General features: G+C 40.0%; 17 protein-coding genes and 1 tRNA gene. 1 reads left to right on the top strand and 17 read right to left on the bottom strand.

The features are described from left to right. Window positions 1–79 precede the first annotated feature (79 nt). Window positions 80–2008, top strand: coding sequence for a GBS Bsp-like repeat-containing protein (locus HMPREF2542_RS02690; protein WP_070484292.1), 1929 nt, complete (start codon window positions 80–82; stop codon window positions 2006–2008). 52 nt (window positions 2009–2060) lie between these two features. On the opposite strand, the gene purH is transcribed toward HMPREF2542_RS02690, so the two are convergent. The 17 genes from purH to HMPREF2542_RS02605 all read right to left on the bottom strand — a co-directional run bounded on the left by purH (window position 2061) and on the right by HMPREF2542_RS02605 (window position 20317). After that, on the bottom strand, window positions 2061–3608 hold the full coding sequence (purH, locus tag HMPREF2542_RS02685; protein WP_070484289.1) for a bifunctional phosphoribosylaminoimidazolecarboxamide formyltransferase/IMP cyclohydrolase: 1548 nt from the start codon (window positions 3606–3608) through the stop codon (window positions 2061–2063). A gap of 41 nt (window positions 3609–3649) precedes the next feature. Beyond that, window positions 3650–4357 carry a suppressor of fused domain protein gene (locus HMPREF2542_RS02680; protein ID WP_058670012.1) on the bottom strand — a complete coding sequence of 236 codons (708 nt, stop codon included), beginning with the start codon at window positions 4355–4357 and terminating at the stop codon, window positions 3650–3652. A 106-nt stretch (window positions 4358–4463) separates the two neighbouring features. Beyond that, the gene (gene purN / locus HMPREF2542_RS02675) at window positions 4464–5018 is read right to left on the bottom strand and encodes a phosphoribosylglycinamide formyltransferase (protein WP_058670011.1); all 555 of its coding nucleotides are present in this window, start codon (window positions 5016–5018) and stop codon (window positions 4464–4466) included. Continuing rightward, a complete protein-coding gene (purM, locus tag HMPREF2542_RS02670; protein WP_102989292.1) occupies window positions 5018–6040 on the bottom strand; it encodes a phosphoribosylformylglycinamidine cyclo-ligase in 1023 nt (340 codons plus the stop codon). Before purM ends, purN begins: the two co-directional genes overlap by 1 nt. A 248-nt stretch (window positions 6041–6288) precedes the next feature. Next, window positions 6289–7728, bottom strand: a complete 1440-nt coding sequence (gene purF / locus HMPREF2542_RS02665; protein ID WP_058670009.1) for an amidophosphoribosyltransferase — start codon at window positions 7726–7728, stop codon at window positions 6289–6291. A gap of 25 nt (window positions 7729–7753) precedes the next feature. After that, the gene (locus HMPREF2542_RS02660; protein WP_003071279.1) at window positions 7754–8374 is read right to left on the bottom strand and encodes a DNA alkylation repair protein; all 621 of its coding nucleotides are present in this window, start codon (window positions 8372–8374) and stop codon (window positions 7754–7756) included. A gap of 21 nt (window positions 8375–8395) precedes the next feature. Then, window positions 8396–12121: a phosphoribosylformylglycinamidine synthase gene (locus HMPREF2542_RS02655; RefSeq protein WP_058670008.1), complete on the bottom strand. Its 3726-nt coding sequence runs from the start codon at window positions 12119–12121 to the stop codon at window positions 8396–8398. Between the two features lie 9 nt (window positions 12122–12130). Next, entirely contained in the window at window positions 12131–12838 is a 708-nt protein-coding gene (gene purC / locus HMPREF2542_RS02650; protein WP_006269231.1) for a phosphoribosylaminoimidazolesuccinocarboxamide synthase, read from the bottom strand. Between the two features lie 157 nt (window positions 12839–12995). Continuing rightward, a complete protein-coding gene (locus HMPREF2542_RS02645; RefSeq protein WP_006270090.1) occupies window positions 12996–13241 on the bottom strand; it encodes an acyl carrier protein in 246 nt (81 codons plus the stop codon). Continuing rightward, window positions 13238–14236 carry a phosphate acyltransferase PlsX gene (gene plsX, locus HMPREF2542_RS02640; RefSeq protein WP_006270084.1) on the bottom strand — a complete coding sequence of 333 codons (999 nt, stop codon included), beginning with the start codon at window positions 14234–14236 and terminating at the stop codon, window positions 13238–13240. Before plsX ends, HMPREF2542_RS02645 begins: the two co-directional genes overlap by 4 nt. Next, on the bottom strand, window positions 14233–15006 hold the full coding sequence (recO, locus tag HMPREF2542_RS02635; RefSeq protein WP_037596262.1) for a DNA repair protein RecO: 774 nt from the start codon (window positions 15004–15006) through the stop codon (window positions 14233–14235). Before recO ends, plsX begins: the two co-directional genes overlap by 4 nt. Further along, the gene (locus HMPREF2542_RS02630) at window positions 14984–16171 is read right to left on the bottom strand and encodes a pyridoxal phosphate-dependent aminotransferase (protein ID WP_058670007.1); all 1188 of its coding nucleotides are present in this window, start codon (window positions 16169–16171) and stop codon (window positions 14984–14986) included. The genes recO and HMPREF2542_RS02630 overlap by 23 nt, the downstream gene beginning before the upstream one ends. A 222-nt stretch (window positions 16172–16393) precedes the next feature. Further along, window positions 16394–17365: a ribose-phosphate diphosphokinase gene (locus HMPREF2542_RS02625; RefSeq protein ID WP_020997513.1), complete on the bottom strand. Its 972-nt coding sequence runs from the start codon at window positions 17363–17365 to the stop codon at window positions 16394–16396. Window positions 17366–17505: 140 nt separating this feature from the next. Continuing rightward, window positions 17506–18717 (bottom strand): peptidoglycan hydrolase PcsB, encoded by a 1212-nt coding sequence (gene pcsB, locus HMPREF2542_RS02620; RefSeq protein WP_049476167.1) that lies wholly within the window; start codon window positions 18715–18717, stop codon window positions 17506–17508. A 109-nt stretch (window positions 18718–18826) separates the two neighbouring features. Beyond that, entirely contained in the window at window positions 18827–19327 is a 501-nt protein-coding gene (mreD, locus tag HMPREF2542_RS02615) for a rod shape-determining protein MreD (RefSeq protein WP_003071293.1), read from the bottom strand. Between the two features lies 1 nt (window position 19328). After that, on the bottom strand, window positions 19329–20135 hold the full coding sequence (gene mreC / locus HMPREF2542_RS02610; RefSeq protein ID WP_058670006.1) for a rod shape-determining protein MreC: 807 nt from the start codon (window positions 20133–20135) through the stop codon (window positions 19329–19331). Window positions 20136–20229: 94 nt separating this feature from the next. After that, a tRNA-Ser gene (locus HMPREF2542_RS02605) sits at window positions 20230–20317 on the bottom strand. Window positions 20318–20360: the final 43 nt, after the last annotated feature.

Genomic DNA, 20360 nt, shown 5'->3' with positions numbered 1-20360 from the left:
TAATTCAGTTTTCACTTTTTTTCATTTTTTCCGAATAATCTAAATGGAACTATCCAAATTATTTATTCAAAGGAGATTTATGAAAAAATATAGTCAATTGTTTTTACTATCCAGCGCCCTTTTGAGTGTTTTTTCAGCTCAACTAACAGTTCAAGCCTCGGAAGCAAATAATGCTTCAAAAAGCTCAAATCCAACAACCCTTGCTAGCGATGTTACTGTCAATGTTTCTGGCAATAGCGTTTCTATCAACTACATACGTTCACAAGCCCAAAACCCCTACACCATTTCCCATGCTGTTTGGTCTGATGAAAATGGGCAAGATGACCTTAAATGGTATTCCGCATCTCAAACATCAACAACTGTTGATTTGAGCCAACATTCTGGGTACGGTACTTTCCATGTCCATACATATATCAACATCAATGGAAAAATGATCGGTTTAAATGGAGCGACTTTCACTCTGAATAAACCTACTAGTCAAACAAAAATTACGACAGCTGGACAGATTGGGCAAATTCATTTTACACGCAATAAAGATCAAAAAAATTCTAAAATTATCCATGCCGTTTGGTCTGAAGAAAATGGTAGTGATGATCTCAACTGGTACGATGCTGAACAGGAAATAACTAAATTTGACTTTTCCAAACACAAGGGTTATGGGAGATATTTTGTAGATACTTATGAAAATAAAAATGGTAAAATGATTTACCAGTCAGGTACCACTTTTAACCTTGAAAAACCAAATCCTACTATCCAAACTAGTTTTCCAGAACCTGGTATTATGGATATTCAGATCAAAAATGTCCCTGAAACAATCTATAAACTAACTGTTCCAACTTGGTCTGATAAAAACGGACAGGATGATCTTCAATGGTATGCAGCTACTAAAAATCCTGATGGAAGCTACAATGTTAGAGTTGAGCTAAAAAAACACAACTATGACACAGGAACTTATCACATTCATCTTTACGGAGAAAGCTATGTCAAACCAGAGTTTACTGGCTTAGCTGGAACTACGGTACAAGTTCGTTCCGATCAATTACCTTCGGAAGAAGAGCAAAAGCCATTATTCTCTGTTGAAAATATCAATCAAGAACAAGGAACATATACGGTCAAAACTAAGGAAACTTCAAAATCCAAATCCATTCAATCCGTTCGCGTTCCTATTTGGAGTACTACAAATCAGAGTAATATCAAATGGTACACAGCCACTGACAATGGAGACGGAACTTTTTCAACAACCTTTAATATCCGCAATCATCAGGCTTTGTCTGGAACCTATATCAATCATATTTATGTAAAATATAAAGACGGTAGTGAGCATAGTTATGCAACAGATTCGGTTAGCATGTTCGCAGAACAGATAAAAACGAAAGTAGCTGTCACGAAACGCTCGATCTACAATTATGAAGTAACAGTGACAGATGCTTATGGAGATGGAAATATCATCCTGCCTACCTGGTCTGAAGTCAACGGGCAAGATGATATCCAGTGGTACACAGCTACTAAAACTGGAAATGGTATCTACAAGTTCACTATTGATACACAAAAACACACTGGTAGCGGGCTTTTCCACACACATGTCTACCGCAATCTCAACGGTAAAATGATTGGACTAACAGGTACGAGCTATCAAGTAGAGAAACCTGTTATATCCTTTCAACCCAATTATGCTGCTGCAACTACTTATCCAAAAGGTCAATGCACTTGGGGTGCTAAAGCTCTAGCACCTTGGGCTGGAAATTATTGGGGAAATGGTGGCGATTGGGCTACTAGTGCCAGACGTGCTGGTTTTAAAACAGGAACAACTCCACAAGTCGGAGCCATTATTTGTTGGACAGATGGTAGTTACGGGCACGTTGGAGTCGTCACTCACGTGGCCTCAAACACCCGTATTCAGATTCAAGAGGCAAACTACGCTGGGAAACAGTACATTGGCAACTTTCGTGGCTGGTTTAATCCCCATGCAGCTGGGCAAGGAGTAGTCAGTTACATTTATCCAAAATAACTCTCTATAAAACTTTAAAACCTTGGAAATCAATCCAAGGTTTTTTCTGTTCTCAATGTCTAAAATGTCTTACACCCGTAAAGACCATAGCAATGCCGTATTTATCAGCCATGTCGATAGACTCTTGGTCACGGACGGAACCGCCGGGTTGGATGATAGCTTTGATACCAGCAGCTGCAATTTCTTCAACGTTATCAGCAAACGGGAAGAAAGCGTCAGAAGCAAGAACAGCCCCGTCAAGGCGATCTTTAGCTTGGTCAATGGCGATGCGAACAGAAGCGACACGATTGGTCTGACCCGGACCGACACCAAGTGTCATGTGATCATTGGTCACGATAATGCCATTAGACTTGACATACTTGATAGCTTTCCAAGCAAATTCAAGAGCAGTTTCTTCCGTTTTAGTTGGCTGGCGCTTGGTAACGACCTGCCAATCGGCTGGACTTTCTTTGACCACGTCTTGATTTTGCACAAGGAGGCCACCAACAACGCCAGTATACTCTTTTTCAGCCTCGCTAGCTTCTTGAGCGTCAAAGGGAAGTTGCAGAATACGCAGATTTTTCTTTTTGGTTGTGAGAATAGCTAGCGCTTCGTCTGTATAAGATGGGGCAATGATGATTTCTAGGAAGATAGCGTGCATCTTCTCAGCTGTCGCTGCATCAACCTCACGGTTTAGGACAACAATGCCTCCGAAGATCGAAACTGAATCAGCCTCATAAGCGTAATCCCAAGCTGTTTCAATGTCATCAGCCTGACCGATACCACATGGATTCATGTGCTTGAGCGCCACAACGGTTGGACGGTCTTTAAAGTCACGAATGACACGGATAGCCGCATCAGCATCGCGAATATTGTTGAAGGACAATTCCTTACCGTTGATCTGCTTAGCAGAGGCAATAGAATAAGCAGTTGGCAAGGCTTTTTGGTAGAAATCCGCATCCTGCTGTGGATTTTCACCATAACGCATTGGCTGCTTGAGGTCATAAGTCAAGGTGAGTTTTTCAGGTTTTTCTTCACCCACTTGAGCAGTGAAATATTCAGCGATGAGGGCATCGTAAGCTGCGGTGTGACGGAAAACTTTAGCTGCCAGACGCTTACGAGTTTCATAAGTTGTTTCGCCGTTCGCTGACAATTCGTCAATAATCTCAGCGTAGTCAGCAGGGGCAACCACAACCGTCACACTGGCATGGTTTTTAGCTGCTGAGCGCAGCATAGATGGTCCGCCGATATCAATATTTTCAACCGCATCCGCATAGGTCGCATCTGGTTTAAGAATAGTCTCCTTGAATGGGTAAAGGTTGACAACGACCAAATCAATCGGTGTGATGCCATGTTCTTTCATAGCATTAACATGACTATCAAGGTCGCGACGCGCTAAGAGACCGCCATGAATTTTAGGGTGAAGAGTCTTGACACGACCATCCATCATTTCAGGAAAGCCAGTCACATCGTCAATAGCGATGGTGTCAATCCCTGCCTTGTCAAGGGCAACCTTAGTTCCGCCGGTTGAGACGATTTCCCAACCCAAGTTTTTCAATTCTTGAGCAAAGTCAACAATGCCCGATTTGTCTGAGACGCTGATAAGTGCGCGTTTAGTCATGTTTTTTCCTTTCATTTTATCAATAGATTCCTTCAAATTATCTAAACTAAAGACTGGCGATTATAGTCTGTAATCTGATTTCCAAGCTCTTGCAACAATTTCCTTACCTCAAGCTTACTTGTTTCACTTTCATAAACACTTCGCAGTTCTGCATCTGTCGCACCAATCAGAGTGACAAATTCTACTTTTCCATGAGGAGTATCTAGAGGCTTAGCTAGATTGTCACTAGCGGTCAGAAAACCTGTCAGTTTAGATTTCTGCTGGGCATCTATTCCTACCATTTGCTTGGTATAGATGTATTCTTCTGGTAAAACTACTTTACCTGTTTTAAAAATATATCTTGCAACATACTGCAATAAACCACAACCATTTTTGATTTCTTCTTCGTCATTAGTAGATTTCTTTAACTTAAAAGTCAATTCAATCCCATAACCACTGTATTCTGAGTCGGTGCTTTCTTTTGTATATAACTCCGACAAGCCATAGCTGACAAAATGCCAAAAATCTCCCGCATCGTAGACACTTATACCGTCAAGCGGATCTGGACCCCCAAACATATACTTGACAACCGTCCCATAATGAAGAGGATTGGGCTGATCAGGATATAAACGATCAAATTCTGCATCAATCGCTTCCCATCCTGGAGCGCTATCATCTGTATCTTCAGATTTAACAACAGTCTTATCTCCATCTTCAATTGGTATCTCTTCACTGGAAAATTTCTTCTTAAAAAAATCAAATAGACCCATAAAATTCTCCTTAGCTAACGCCCCTACTCATGATTTACCAACCCTGATAGAGATAGTTTATGAACAGGTCCTTACCTTTACCATAAAATCATCTCTCACTACCTTCTTATCTTCTCTCGGCCCCTAAACTCTCCAGCACTTGAGGATAGAGCTGATACTCAGCAGCATGGATGCGTTCTTCAAAACTTTCAATCGTATCATGAACTAGCCGTGGGATACGGACTTGTTTAATGACCTTGCCAGTATCCACACCTGAGTCCACCCAGTGAATGGTCACTCCGCTCTCAGTGACACCGGCATTCCAGGCATCTTCGATACCATGAGCACCTGGAAATTCTGGCAAATAGGCTGGGTGGATATTGATAATGCGACCTTGATAGGCAGTCAGCAAGGTTGGGCCAACGATTTTCATGTAACCTGCTAGACAAACCAAGTCAATCTGGTGCTGAGCCAAGAGATTGACAATTGCTTCTTCGTATTCTGCCTTGTTCTCAAACTCCTTGAGTTCAAAAGCGTAGGACAGAACGCCAAGCTTGTCGGCACGCTCGAGCACATAGGCGTCACGATGGTCTGAAAAAACAAACTCCACTGGAAATTCTTCGGCAATCACCTGAAAATTTGACCCATTACCAGAAGCGAAAACAGCAATTTTTTTGCTCATTATTTGATCACCACACTTGCGTCAGCCTTTTTCACGATACGCCCAAGCTTATAAACAGGCTCATCAAGGACTTCCTTGACACGGTCAACCTTTTCAGGACTGACAGCCAGCATGAGCCCGATACCCATGTTGAAAATTTCAAACATCTCGTCGTGCTTGATTTCACCATACTTTTCAAGCGCCTTGAAGATTGGCAGAACTGGCACCTTGTCTTCTTCGATTTCGGCTGCCAAATCGTCCCCAAACATACGTGGGACATTTTCGATAAAGCCGCCACCTGTGATGTGGGCAATGCCGTTGACTAATTCTTCCTTAATCAATGGCAAAGCTGCTTTGACATAGATACGAGTAGGTTCAAGTAAGACATCTTTGAGTTTTTTACCTTCCAATTCTGGCAGTTCTTCCTCACCAGTATAGTCTGCAAAGACACGGCGGACAAGCGAATAACCGTTTGAATGGATACCGCTGGAAGCCAGACCTAAAAGCACATCACCTTCTTTGACTTTTGAGCCGTCGATGATTTGTGATTTTTCAGCCACACCAACCGCAAAACCGGCCAAGTCGTAATCGTCTTCGCCATACATACCCGGCATTTCGGCTGTTTCGCCACCAATCAGACCAGCACCAGCTTGGACACAGCCTTCAGCCACACCAGCAACCACCTGCTCTAGTTTAGCAGGTTCATTCTTACCCGTTGCAATGTAGTCTAGGAAATAAAGGGGTTCAGCACCCGCAGCAATGATGTCGTTGACACACATGGCCACACAGTCCTGACCAATGGTATCGTGTTTGTCGTACTTGATAGCCAGCATGAGCTTGGTTCCGACACCGTCCGTTCCTGAAATCAAGACAGGCTCTTTGACATCCAGCTGGGACAAATCAAACATCCCACCGAAGCCACCGAGAGCCCCCAGAACACCAAGACGCTCCGTACGCGCCACATGTTTCTTAATCCGAGCAACAACCTCGTATCCCGCCTCAACATCAACACCAGATTGAGCGTAAGCATTTTTTGTCATAATAATTTTCCTTCTCTTTTTTGTCAAAAAACCATATTGAAGATTGCGACGTTTTTTCAGTCAAACCATAATTTTGACTGAAAAAGCTAGTCAGGTCTTTAGCTTTGGCCCCATAGGACAAAGCGTCCACTGACAAATGCTTTAGCCTTTAGTCAGTGGTAAGACGTGGAGCGTAAGCATTTTTTTCTGTCATAATATTTTTCCTTCTTTTTTTCTTTGGAAATAGCAGAGCTGCTATTGAGTTCGGTCTATCAATAAAAGCTAACCTTCTCATCCAAGCTTCTACGATAATCTTTCTCGTAATCGTAAATCGGTGTTGGGTACTCTCCATCAAAGTAAGCAACACAGAGACCGCCGTTTGGGGCATTTGTTTCAAGTCCGATAGAGTCAATCAAGCCGTCAATAGACAAGTAAGTTAGGCTATCTGCACCGATAATCTGGCGTGTTTCTTCAACAGAATGATTAGCCGCAATCAATTCACGCCGTGTTTGAATATCAATTCCATAGAAACATGGATATTTTAGAGGTGGGCTAGCAATTGCCACGTGAACTTCTGTAGCTCCAGCTTCTTTCAAGAGCTGAACGATACGACGTGAAGTTGTCCCACGCACGATGGAGTCATCAATCATGACGACACGTTTGCCCTTAACCACTCCAGATACAGCAGAAAGCTTCATGCGAACCCCTTGCTCACGCAGTTCTTGCGTCGGCTGGATAAAGGTTCGTTGAGTGTATTGATTTTTGATGAGACCCATTTCATTTGGCAATCCTGATTCTTCGGCGAAGCCCATAGCTGCGCTGAGTGAGGAATTGGGTACGCCGACCACAATGTCTGCCTCATGTTTGAACTCACGCGCCAGCTGTGCTCCCATACGTTTACGAGCAGTGTGGACATTGACCCCGTGAATATTTGAGTCAGGACGGGCAAAGTAGATATATTCCATTGAACAGATAGCAAGCTGCGTATTTGTCGTGTAAGTGTCGTACTGGATACCACTGTTATCAATGATAACCACTTCACCCGGCTTGACATCACGAATCCACTCGGCACCCACCACTTCAAAGGCACAGGTTTCGCTGGAAACAACGATGGCACCATTTGCCATTTTACCAATAGAAAGCGGACGAAAACCGTTTGGATCAAGAGCTGCAATCAGCTTATCTTCCATCATCAGAAGATAGGCAAAACCACCTTTGACCGTATTGAGCGCTTCCTTAACCTTGCCCATAAAGCTTGGATTATGGCTGCGGCGAATAAGATGAGCCAGAATTTCCGTATCAGATGAAGAAGAGAAAATAGCGCCGTTATGTTCTAATTCTTTCTTCAGGGTTTTCGTATTGGTCAGGTTACCGTTATGTGCCAGACCAAATTCCATATCGTAAAACTTAAAATGGAAAGGCTGGATATTGTCAATAGAGGCTTCTCCAGCCGTTGCATAACGGACATGCCCAATAGCAGCCTGACCTGTTAATTTTTCCAAATTAGCTGGATTTTTGAAGACTTCTGAAATTAATCCTGTATCACGATGTCGTATCAATTTGCCAGCATCATTTGTCAGAATGCCAGCACCTTCTTGACCACGGTGTTGCAGACTATGCAGTCCAAAATAAGTGACTTGAGCTGCTTGAGGATGTCCCCAGATACCGAAGACCCCACATTCTTCGTTGAGAGATTTTACTTCGTATGTCATTTTATATACCTTTTGTACTTAAATTCTAGGCATCAATAAATTTACTTGCCAATTTATAAACTTGGTTAATTTCTTTGCTTTCTAATTTCCAATTTTTCAACTCAATTTTAACTAAATCTGGAAATTTTTTACTAATGTCTCTTAAAGCATTCCCTACTGATTTTCTAACATATTCGCTTACATCCTCTTTTAAGTCAGCTATTCTTCTGATAGCTTCATTTGGGTTCTCTTTAAAGTATGGTCTATTTGTCCATATTCTTAACCCTTCTGTAACAGCTCTCCTCGTATGGAGATTGCTACTTTTTAACCATTCATCAATAATTGGAAGTGCTTTTTTATATCCTGTTTTCTTACAAAATTCATCAAACGCCTTTGCCAACACTTCTTGAACTCTCCAGTTACTATCTTTAGAAACTTCATCTCTCATAAATATTAAAATTTCTTTATCTTTTGATAAGTATCCGAAAAGGAATACAGCGTACATTCTTACTTGGTAAACATCAGATTGATAAGCTAAAAATGCTAATTTCTTGATATACTCACCATCGTTGGATTTATAATCAGTTAAGGCTCTTTGTTCTTCCTCTTTAAATCCGTGTTCTATAAGTGAAAAATCTTTTTCTAGCCTTGCAACATACTGTTTCATAATATTCCTTCTGCAAATAGGCTATTTCCCAGTAAAGTATTTCACTGCACTTTCAAATAGGCCTTGGTCTTTGTTACCTGGGATGTTTTGGAAGAGGCCATTTTCATAGCGTTCCGAGTGTCCCATCTTACCAATGATTTGACCGTTCTTACTCGTAATCCCTTCAATAGCGTTGAGCGAACCGTTTGGATTATATTTAGAATCCATAGAAGGCTTACCATCAAAGTCCACGTATTGGCTCCAGATTTGACCATTGTCACGCAGTTCCGCAAATTCTTCAGCTGTCACGACAAATTTCCCTTCACCGTGAGAGACTGGAATCGCATGAATATCACCAACCTTAACACCTGCCAACCATGGAGAGTTGGTATTAGCGATACGGGTTTCCACCATCTTAGCCACGTGCTGGTTGGCATCATTGTAGAAGAGGGTTGGGCTTGTCTCACCAACTTCTTCAAAGTCACCATAAGGCAGAAGACCGGATTTGACAAGAGCTTGGAACCCATTACAGATACCGATGATGAGGCCACCCTTTTCAATGAAGCTGTCAATAGCAGAGCGAACTTTTTCATTAAGTAAGATATTGACGATAAACTTAGCCGAACCATCTGGCTCATCTGCTGCTGAGAAACCACCGACAAAGAAGATAATATTGGCTTTAGCAATGTTGTCAACCATGGTGTCAACAGAAGCCTCAATTGCTGCTTCATTAAGAGTCACGAATGGCACCAAGTTGACTTTGGCACCAGCTTGTTCAAAGGCCTTAGCTGAATCGTACTCTGAATTGGAACCAGGGAAAACTGGGATATAAACCAGAGGCTGTGCAATTCTTTCTTTAGCTTTTATAACAGCATCAGATACCACAACAGGTACTTCTTCAAGAACTGTTGACTGTTCAAACTCGGTTGGATAAACATCTTCCAACTTACCTTCAAAGGCTGCAAGTAATTTCGCAGCGGACAAGTTGACACCGTTGACAGTTACTGCAAAGTCTGCCACAGTTTGACCAATTTTCATTGCGTCAGCAATGAGTTCATCAGATGTAAAAACAAAACCACCAAGCTGAGCTGTCAAGCTGCTGTCAAGCTCAGCTATTTCTACAGTTGCACCAATACGGTTACCAAAGCTCATAAGTGCTAAACTTTCAAGAACACCACCGTATTTAACAGCTGAAGCTGCTGTTACTTTATGCTTAGTCTGAATAGCTTCAAATTGTGCAAAGTTATCTTTGATTAAGTCAAAATCAATATCTTCTGAAATAGCCTGTCCTGGGATGTAGTAAATATTCTCCCCAGCAGTCTTAAACTCAGGAGAAAGCACCTGGCGACTATCTACTGTTGTCACACCAAAGGCAACCAAGGTTGGCGGTACCGTCAATTCTTCAAAGGTCCCTGACATGGAGTCCTTACCACCGATTGATGGTAGCCCAAGCTGGATTTGTGCCTCGATCGAACCAAGCAAAGCAGCTACTGGCTGACCAAAGCGATTCGCTTGTTTATCCATGCGTTCAAAGTATTCTTGGTAAGAGAAACGCGCACGAGACCAATCAGCACCTGTTGCTACCAAGCGAGCTGTTGCTTCAATAACAGCGTAAGCTGCACCATGATAAGGTGACCACTCCGCAATATAAGGATTGAATCCCTGTGCCATGACAGAAGCTGTCGTTGTGACACCATTTTGTACTGGCAATTTTTGCACAGAGCTTTCAGTAGGCGTAATTTGATAACGACCGCCGATTGGATGATTAACTGTTGAACGCCCAACCGAGCTGTCAAAGATAGTTTGCAACCCTTTTTGACTAGCGTGGTTAAGATCAGACAGAACTTTCACTGTGTCTGCTTCAAGTGTTGCTGCTGATGTTGTACGCACCTCAGGAAGGGCAACATCCTTATCCACAACGTTTGCATCAACAACCACACGCACACCATTGGTATCAAGGAAGGCACGTTCCAAGTCAACGATGGTTTCACCATTCCAAGTCATGACAAGGTTTGGTTTTTCAGTAACGGTCGCGACAACAACTGCATCAATGTTCTCTTTATGACATGCTGCAATAAAGGCGTCCACATCACTTGGACGAACAACAACAGACATGCGTTCTTGTGACTCAGAAATGGCAATTTCGGTACCGTTAAGACCTTGGTATTTTAGTGGCACTTTGTCCAAGTCAATTTCAAGACCATCTGCCAATTCACCAATAGCCACACAGACGCCGCCAGCACCAAAATCATTTGATTTCTTGATGAGACGAGTGACATTGCCATTGCGGAAAAGACGTTGAATCTTACGTTCTTCAATAGCATTCCCTTTTTGCACTTCGGCACCTGCTGTCTCAACCGATTCAACTGTTTGAACCTTAGATGAGCCTGTAGCACCACCGACACCGTCACGTCCTGTTTTTCCACCAAGAAGGATAACCACATCACCAGCTTCTGGTTTTTCACGCACGACATTTTCTTTTGGTGCCGCACCGACAACAGCACCTAGCTCCATACGCTTAGCAACAAAGCCTGGATGGAAGTACTCTTTGACATAGGTAGTCGCAAGTCCTATTTGGTTCCCGTATGACGAATAGCCGTGCGCCGCCGTTTTAGAGATGACTTGTTGCGGCAATTTACCAGAACGTGTTTCTGCTATTGGTGCGGTAATATCACCTGCACCTGATATACGCATAGCTTGGTAAACATAAGAACGACCTGACAACGGGTCACGAATAGCACCACCAATACAAGTTGCAGCTCCGCCAAAAGGCTCAATTTCCGTTGGGTGATTGTGGGTTTCATTTTTGAACATAAGCAGCCAAGGTTCTTTGATACCATCTACATCTACCTCAATTTCAATCGAGCAGGCATTGATTTCGTCCGACACTTCCATGTCGTTCAAACGACCGTTAGCACGCTCATAACGACCAAAGATTGTCGCCATATCCATAAGCGTCTGTGGCTTTTCAGAACGTCCCAATTCGTCACGCATAGCAATATATTTATCGTAAGTTGCCTGCAATTGTTTTTGGAACTTAGAAGCTGAAAAGTTAATATTTTTCAATTCTGTCTCAAAAGTCGTGTGACGGCAATGGTCAGACCAGTAGGTATCCAAAACTTTCAATTCTGTTTCTGTTGGCACACGCCCAATTGATTTAAAATAATCTTGAACAAAAACAAGATCATCCACTTCCATAGCCAAACCTTGTTCCGCCTTGTAAGCCGCAAAATCTTCAGCTGTATAAGTCTTGAAGAAATCCAAACTTGGAATTGTTTTGTCAGAAGTTGAAAATTCCTGTGGACGAATAGGCAAGGTGATATCTTTGAAACGCGAATCAACTGGATTCAAAAGATAATGCTTCACCGCTTCCAACTCAGATGCATCAATATCCTTATTAACCAGATAAAGCTGGGCAGTATTAACCGTTACGTTGCTGTCACTACCAAGTAAGAGCAAAGCCTCTTGTGAACTTGCTGCCCGCTGGTCAAACTGACCCGGCAAAGCTTCAATAGCAAAAAAAGCATGGCTGTTAAGATCCGCCTGCACAGTTGCTTCATCTAAAATTGTATCTGTCACCTGCTCAGAAAAGACATGCTTTTGCGCACGCGCAAACAGGATTTCTTCTAAATTAAAGATATCATACACCTGCACAATACGTAAAATTTTTAAAGAGGTTAACTGCAAATTATGTGTTAGTTCTTTGACCAGTGACTCCGATTTAATGCTAAAGTTAGCTTTTTTCTCAACAAAAATACGTTTATCCATGTTCAATCCTTACTTAAGTTCTTGCAATTTTTCCCATACCACTTCGTAAACATCCGTTAATTCTCCTAACCCTCTTCGGAAGACATCTTTGTCCATGTGATGCCCTTGCGCATCCCAAAGACGACAGTTATCTGGTGAAAACTCATCTGCTAGGATAATTTTACCATCTTTATCAAAACCGAATTCCAATTTAAAATCAATTAATTTAAGTCCGATTTGATGGAACCAATCTGACAAGAGTTTGTTTATCCGACGTGTTTCAGCTTTAATATAGGCAATATCTTCATCGTTAGCAAGCTTTAAAAATTTCACATGTTCATCATTAATGAAGGGATCATCCAACTTATCATTTTTATAATAAAATTCGACAATTGGCTCTTCCAGTTCGATTCCTTCTTCCAACCCAAAACGTTTAGAAAAAGAACCTGCTGTCACATTACGCAGAACAACTTCAAGCGGAATAATGCTGACCTTTTTATTCAGTTGTTCTGTTTCTGATATTTTCTCAATGAAATGCGTTGCAACCCCAGCTGCATTTAATTTTCTAAAAATGAGAGATGAGATTTGATTATTAAGAACACCCTTCCCTTTAATCGTCTCTTTACGAGCGCCATTAAGCATTGTCGCTTGGTCTTTGTAACGTGCAACAATGATATTTTCATCATCTGTCAAAAATAAATCTTTAGCTTTTCCCGAATATAATAAATCACTCATCATTTTAATATTCGCCTTTCGTCTTTTTCTGACTTAAGTCTATCATATTGGAAATAGTTTTTCAAGAAAATAACGTACAATAATGATAAACAACAAAAAACAACTGGTTTTTCAGTTGTTTTCTTACAATTGATTTCTTATAGAGATAAAATGTTCGCTTTTATCCTTTGTTCAAGTTTTTCTGTACGCAAGCGACGACATCGCTCACATTATTCAAACTATCTATATCTTCGTCTGAAATTTCAATGTTAAATTCATCTTCTACAGTTAGAATAAATTCCATCAAATCCACCGAATCTGCTTTTAAATCATCTTTTAAACTCAATTCTTTAGTGACAACAAAATGTTCACCCTGACTTTCCTGAATAATTTCTATAATTTTTTGATAAATTTCTTGTTCTGTCATTTTACTTCTCCTGAAAATTCTTGTACCGCTTTTCCAACAACATCTGTTTCTAACATTGTACGAATTTGGCGAATCGTGCTGTAAACTGCTTTCGCATCACTCGCCCCATGTGTTTTAACAACAGGTGCCTGCACTCCAAACAAAACAGCACCGCCTACCTCAGAATAATTTAAACTACTCTTCAAAGACTTTAGACTGTCTTTCAGCAACACTGCACCTAGTTTTGCTTTCCAGCCACTATCTAAAATAGATTTTTTAAGCTGGCTCATAATTCCCATGGCGGTTCCCTCCATAGCTTTCAATACTGCATTACCTGTAAACCCATCTGCTACAACAACATCCGCTACATGATCCATTAAATCACGCGCTTCCACATTTCCAATAAAATTCAATGAGGCATCCGACACTAACAAATCATACACTTCCTTACGAAGCGAATCTCCCTTACTGCTTTCAGTTCCGTTATTTAACAGCCCAACACGCGGTTGCTTGACTCCTCGTACATTTTCAGCATAAAATGACCCTAAAATAGCATACTGATGCAAATGATGAGCCGTATTTTCTGCATTAGCTCCCAAGTCCAACATATCAAATCCTTTTCCATCTGTCGTTGGTAATGTGGACATCAAACCCGGACGGTCAATATTCTTGATACGACCGACGATGAAGAATCCAGCAGCCAAAAGCGCTCCAGTATTCCCCGCAGAAAGAATGGCATCAGCTTCTCCAGTCTTTACCGCTTTGGCTGCTAACACCATACTGGCATTTTTCTTCTTACGAATAGCTTTAGTCGGCTCATCATCTGAATTGATTTTTTCATCTGTATGAACAATACGAACCCGCTCAGTTGCCTTTAAATACTGCTTGATTTTTGCTTCATCTCCATAAAGGATGACTTCAACATCCGAAAAATCGTTCAGGGCTTGATTAACCCCCTCTACAATAGATTGTGGGGCATAATCACCACCCATGGCATCAATTGCTATTTTTTTCATTTCGACTCCTTGTTCTTTAAGATTTCTCCCCAGTCTCCCAGAGAATCAATAAATTTTTTGGACTTTAGATGAATCCCAACATATTCTTCATAAATTTGATCAATCACTTTTCGCAATTGTTTTTTCAATTCAGATTTCAAAGAAATTGTCTCCAGTTCACTAAATTGAACAGCCTGAAATTGGTCTAATAAGTAAGGAATATTGGGCTCCAAATGACTCCGTCGCTCGTCCTTGTCGTAATGCTCCGGACATAAAACGCCACTATAAGTAAAAGAAAAATCAAACGGTAGCCCTATTTGGTGGCAAAAACAACACTCATGAAAATTCAAAGAAACACCAAAACGCGATAAAATTTGAATTTCAAAAATATTTGTCAAGACTTCATAGTCCAAACCTTGCTCCATCAATTCTAATGTTTTTTGCAAAAAAACAAAGAGAGCAGAATCTATTTCATTATCCTGAATACTGGCATCCGCCAGAGCTACCACATAAGTCGCATAAGCCATTGTAAAAAGATCATGATTGATATGCTGAAAAGTTCTAATTTCTTGATAATCATCAATATAACTTAAACCGTCATCATTTATTTTCATCAAAAAATCTGCCACTACTAGTGGTTGAATAACCGGATTCAACTTAGAATTTCTAGCATGTTTCACGAAAAACATTCGCTTACCCGCTTGCTCTGTGAAAATTTTGACCAACTTATCATTTTCTCGGAAATTACGATTATAGAGAACCAAACCTTTACTTGTGATAGATTTCAGCATATCCCTCCATATATTCCTTAAGTCGCTTCATTGCTTCCTTTATCGTATCCATGCTGGTCGCATAAGAAATACGTACATATCCTTCTCCATACCGCCCAAAAGCGGCACCAGGAATGAAAGCAACCGCTTTTTTTTGTGCAAAATCCTTCAAAAAAGCAAAAGAATCTTGATTATAGTCAGCTGGAATTTTAGCAAAAATGTAAAATGCACCATCTGGCTTGATAATCTTAAAGCCCAATTCTGTCATTTTTTCGATAATGTAATCGCGACGCTCAATATATTCCCTTTTCATCGGCTCTGCATCATCTTTACCTACTGTCAATGCTTCCACTCCTGCAAATTGAGCCATCGTATTTGCAGCTGTTACCAAGTACTGATGACTCTTAATCAACTGAGCAGTAAATGCTGCTGGAGCAAAGGTAAAACCCAAACGCCATCCTGTCATCGCATGCGATTTAGACAAACCATTGATAACAATCGTTTGCTCTGGTAAAAATTCTGCAATAGATACATGTGGCTGCTCGGTATAAGTCAGCTCAGAATACACTTCGTCGCAAACAACAAAGACATCATACTTTTTCAAGACATCGGCTAAATCAGCTATTTGTTCACGAGAATAGGTAATGCCCGTAGGATTAGCTGGGTAATTTAAAATAACAGCTTTTAATTTATCTCCTTGCTCCAAAATCGCTTTTTCCAACATATCAGGTGTTAAAACAAAATCATTTTCTGTCGTATCAATCTCAACAACTTCTGCCCCAATAAGATTAACAATCGGCTCATATCCTGGATAAGCAGGTGCGGGTAAAAGCACCTTATCTCCTTCTTCTAAAATAGCCGTCAACGTAGCAGACAAAGCTTCAGTTGCCCCAATTGTCACTAAAATTTCTGTTTCAGGATCATAAGAAAGATTGTACTTTTCTTTTACAAATTGACTGGCTGCCTGACGCAATTCTAACAGCCCACTCATGCCTGTATAATGACTCTTGTTTGCATCAATTGCCGCTTTTGCAGCTTCTTTTACATGATCTGGAGTTGTAAAATCAGGCTCTCCTAATGTCAAACGAAGAACTCCAGGAATGCTCGAAATAGATTGATCAAATTGCCGAATCAAAGAAACTTCAATTTTATCTAAATTTTTGTTAAAACGTTTCGTCAAATCCATATCTTACCTCCAAAATCTGATAGAACTATTATACTATAAAATCAAAAACTTGTTAAATCAATACTTTAGCGAGAGTATCCCCGCTATTTCTGCAACCTATCTGGACAAAGTCTTTTTTATTATTCAAAAAAATAGCATAATATTGAGGAAAATTCATCACTTATCGTCTAATTGAAACAAAAGAATCACTCCAGCTATCAGAGTGATTCCTATCTAGATTTCTTATGAAAGAGCCGTTAAAGTTTCAAATAGTGGCGAAAGAGGACGTTTTTCATGAATACGTACGATAGCCTCTGCCAAAAGATGTGCAATCGAAATTTGTTCAATTTTATCAATTAAACGTTCTTCTGGTAAATAAATTGTATCTAATACGATCAATTTTTTAATTGCTGATTTTTGAATATTATCCATAGCAGGACCTGAAAGTACTGGGTGAGTACAGCTTGCATAAACCTCTACCGCACCTGCCTCAGCAAGCGCATCAGCAGCATGGCAAATTGTCCCAGCCGTATCAATCATATCATCAATCAAGATACAAGTCTTGCCTTCTACCTTACCAATGATATTCATCACTTCACTCGTATTCATCTTATCCACGCTACGTCGCTTATCAATAATCGCAATCGGTGTTTTCAAAAACTCAGCTAATTTACGAGCGCGCGTCACACCACCGTGATCAGGGCTGACAACCACATAGTCAGTACCTGTCATTCCACGACGTTCAAAATAATCCGCAATGAGAGGAGCACCCATGAGATGATCTACTGGAATATCAAAAAATCCTTGAATTTGAGCCGCATGCAAATCAATTGTCAACAAACGATCCACACCTGCCACTTGCAACATATTTGCAACTAATTTTGAAGTGATCGGTTCACGAGCGCGTGCCTTTCGATCTTGACGAGCATAACCATAATAAGGCATGACAACATTGATAGACTCGGCGCTTGCACGTTTCAATGCATCCACCATAATCAAAATTTCCATCAAATTATCATTGACAGGAGAACTCGTTGATTGCAAAATAAAAACATGTTTCCCGCGGATAGATTCTTCAATATTAACCTGAATTTCCCCATCGGAAAATTGACGCACAGTTGACTTTCCAAGCTCTATGCCAATCTCTTGAGCAACACGTTTAGCCAATTCTTGGTTGGACGAAAGAGCAAAGAGCTTTAAATCAGAAAACGACATAATTTCCTCCAGTATGTATTCGTTTCTTTGTAAACCAGTTACAAATATTCTCCAATTAACATTGTAACCCTTTTTAATTAATTTTTCAATCAAAAATAAAAAACGCATCATGCGCTTTTTATCTCTTTATTCTTTATTCATTAATTTGGATAGATGTAAGTAAATGAGCCTTGTCCTGCAGCAGCTGGATTGAACCAACCACGGTAATTTCCAATAGCTTGATTACCTGCATAGTTTGCTTCAGATACTTGAATACGTGTAGGTGATTCTACAGCTGTCACCACGGCAACATGACCATAACCACCATCATTCCACGAAATGATTGCACCAACTTGAGGTGTTGAACCTGTACGGAAACCAGCCGCAGCTGCACTTGCTGCCCATTGAGCACCATTACCCCAATAATCCCCAGCCCACGGAGCTAATGTTTTCGCTCCCCAAGTACATTGACCAACTGGATAAGTTGAAGCTGAAGAACTATAAGTAGGACGACTAACAGTTGATGTAGAACGAGTCGTCACATTTGTTTGAGTTGGAGTAGCTACTGAAGCGCTATTATTCACCGCTTGCACCTGTGCCTCAAAGTTTGTATTTGCTGAAGAAACGACTGCTTGTGCTTGTGCTGCTTGCTGTGCTTTATAAGCTGCTTCTTGTGCTGCTGCTTCTTCCGCAGCCTTTTGTGCTGCTGCCTTTTGAGCTAACAATGAATTCTTTTCACCTTCAGCAGTTGCTTTTTCTGCAGCAAGATTTAACTGAGCTGCTTTTAATTCAGCTTGTTTAGTAGATAATGTTTTTGCATCATTTTCAAGCGTTTGTTGATTTGCAATAACGGTATTTATCGCTTCATTATTAGCCATTTGTTTTTCAGAAATTGCTTTTTTATCTTGCTTTTGTTGCTCTAACATTTTATTGTTTGCTGAAACAATTTCATTCATCGCAGAAACACGTGAAATGGCTTCTGTGATAGATTTTGAATTTACAATTGTATTGATATAACTTGTAGCCGTACCACTCGTTTGGGCACTACGTGCTTGATTAGCCAATGATTCGTTGCGCGCTACAATATTTTTAGACAAAGCTTCAATTTCAGCTGATAATTTTTTTGACTCAGCTTGGAGTTTATCATTTTCAGCTTTCAATTTTTCTTGTTGAGCTTGGATGGATGAGACTTGACTTTGAATTTGATCTACCTGAGCTTGAGCTGATTTTTGTTGATCAGTCAAACTATTAATTTTGCTATCTTGTGCGGCGATTTTATCATCAGTGGAATCTGCATGTACATTTACAAGAGATGCTCCTTGTGCAAGAACCATTGTACTTAATAAGATTGACGTAAGTAATTTTTTCTTCATAAACAATTATACTCCTATTCGATAAGACATTTATAAGTATAACAAAAAAAGGCATTGAGTATGTTACGCCTTTATTACATTTCTATTTCCAATTTATCATAAATTTTTATCATAAATATATCTTTTCCAAAATTGGTCGAATCAATAAAAAGAATAGTAAATTGAACACCATCGTCGGAGCCATTGTATAAACGACAAAATCTGCAAAAGACATTCGAGTCAACTGAGTAACATTTGCCAAAGCAAACGTAGCTATTTCAAAGAAAAATACCAAAATAGCAACTGACAAAAAGCGACTAACTCGATTAGTCATCAAAACAGAATTGTATTTACTAACAACAATCCCACTTAAAGGCAATAATAATGTCGAAAGACCAATAATATGAAAATAATAAGCGTCGTACAACAGACCGATTAACAATAAAATAACAAAATTGATATTTTCCGAGAAATCTATAGAAACGTACAAAATTAAAATAAGTAAAAGATGACTGAGTAAGTGAATATCATTCGAAAAAAGATTAGTCAAAAGATTTGAAAGATGACCATCTATTAACATCACAACAAATAAAACCAAAAAAGGTAAAACGTAGTTTTTAAAAAATTTCATATCAATTTCCTACCAATGTTACCACACGAATATCTGACAAATCTGCACTCGGTTTTACAAATACCTCTTTTGTTAAATGATCAGATTTTTCAGTAACAGAAAGAACTGTTCCGACTGGAATATTGGGAATGTTATACGTTCCTAAACCGCTTGTCACAACTTTCTCACCTTTTTTAATTGTATCCGAACTGTTTAACTGACTGATAATGAAAGCAGATTTTTCTTTACTGTAGCCAACAATCACTCCATAAATAGTGCTTGTCTCCGTTTGAATTCTTACTGAAATATTGTCAACATTTTTATTGTTTGTTAAAAGATTTACTCGACTAGAATGAGAAGCAACATCTTTCACACTACCAATCAAGCCACCATTTGCCACCGCTAACATTGTATTTTGAATCCCATTTTGACGACCAGCATTGACAGTTAATTCAGATAACCAAGAAACAGGCATACGCGTGATAACATCAGATGAAACCGTCTTTTTTGACTCATAGATATTTTTCATTTCTAATAGTTGTCTTAATTGAGCATTTTCATCTTTTAATGAATCTAAATCAGCCGATTGTTCTTCTACTTTAAATAAAGTCTTTTTTAATTGCTTATTTTCCTTGTATGTTCGCGATAAATCAGTCAAATCTGATTTAACATCCGCTAAAAAACTAAATGGTTTTGAAATAATATTATCCAAAATAGAAACAACATTAGAAGCTTCATTCACCACACTTAAAGAACGAGTAGTAACTAAAAGTACAGAAGTTATTATTATCAAAACAGCAGTCATAATAAGAAATTTGGATTTTTTCATATGATTCACTCTACTCCAAAATAGATACAATATCTATCACACAAGATTCACAGATAACAGAAAAGGAGATAGCTATCGCTACACTCCTTAAATACGGAGAATGGGGGATTCGAACCCCCGCGCCAGTTACCCGACCTAACGATTTAGCAAACCGTCCTCTTCAGCCTCTTGAGTAATTCTCCAAAAATATTATGGGCACGAGTGGACTCGAACCACCGACCTCAC

The organism is Streptococcus sp. HMSC034B05 (genome assembly GCF_001809055.1).
Classification (GTDB): Bacteria; Bacillota; Bacilli; order Lactobacillales; family Streptococcaceae; genus Streptococcus; species Streptococcus constellatus.
This window is presented reverse-complemented; position numbering and strand designations above follow the sequence as displayed.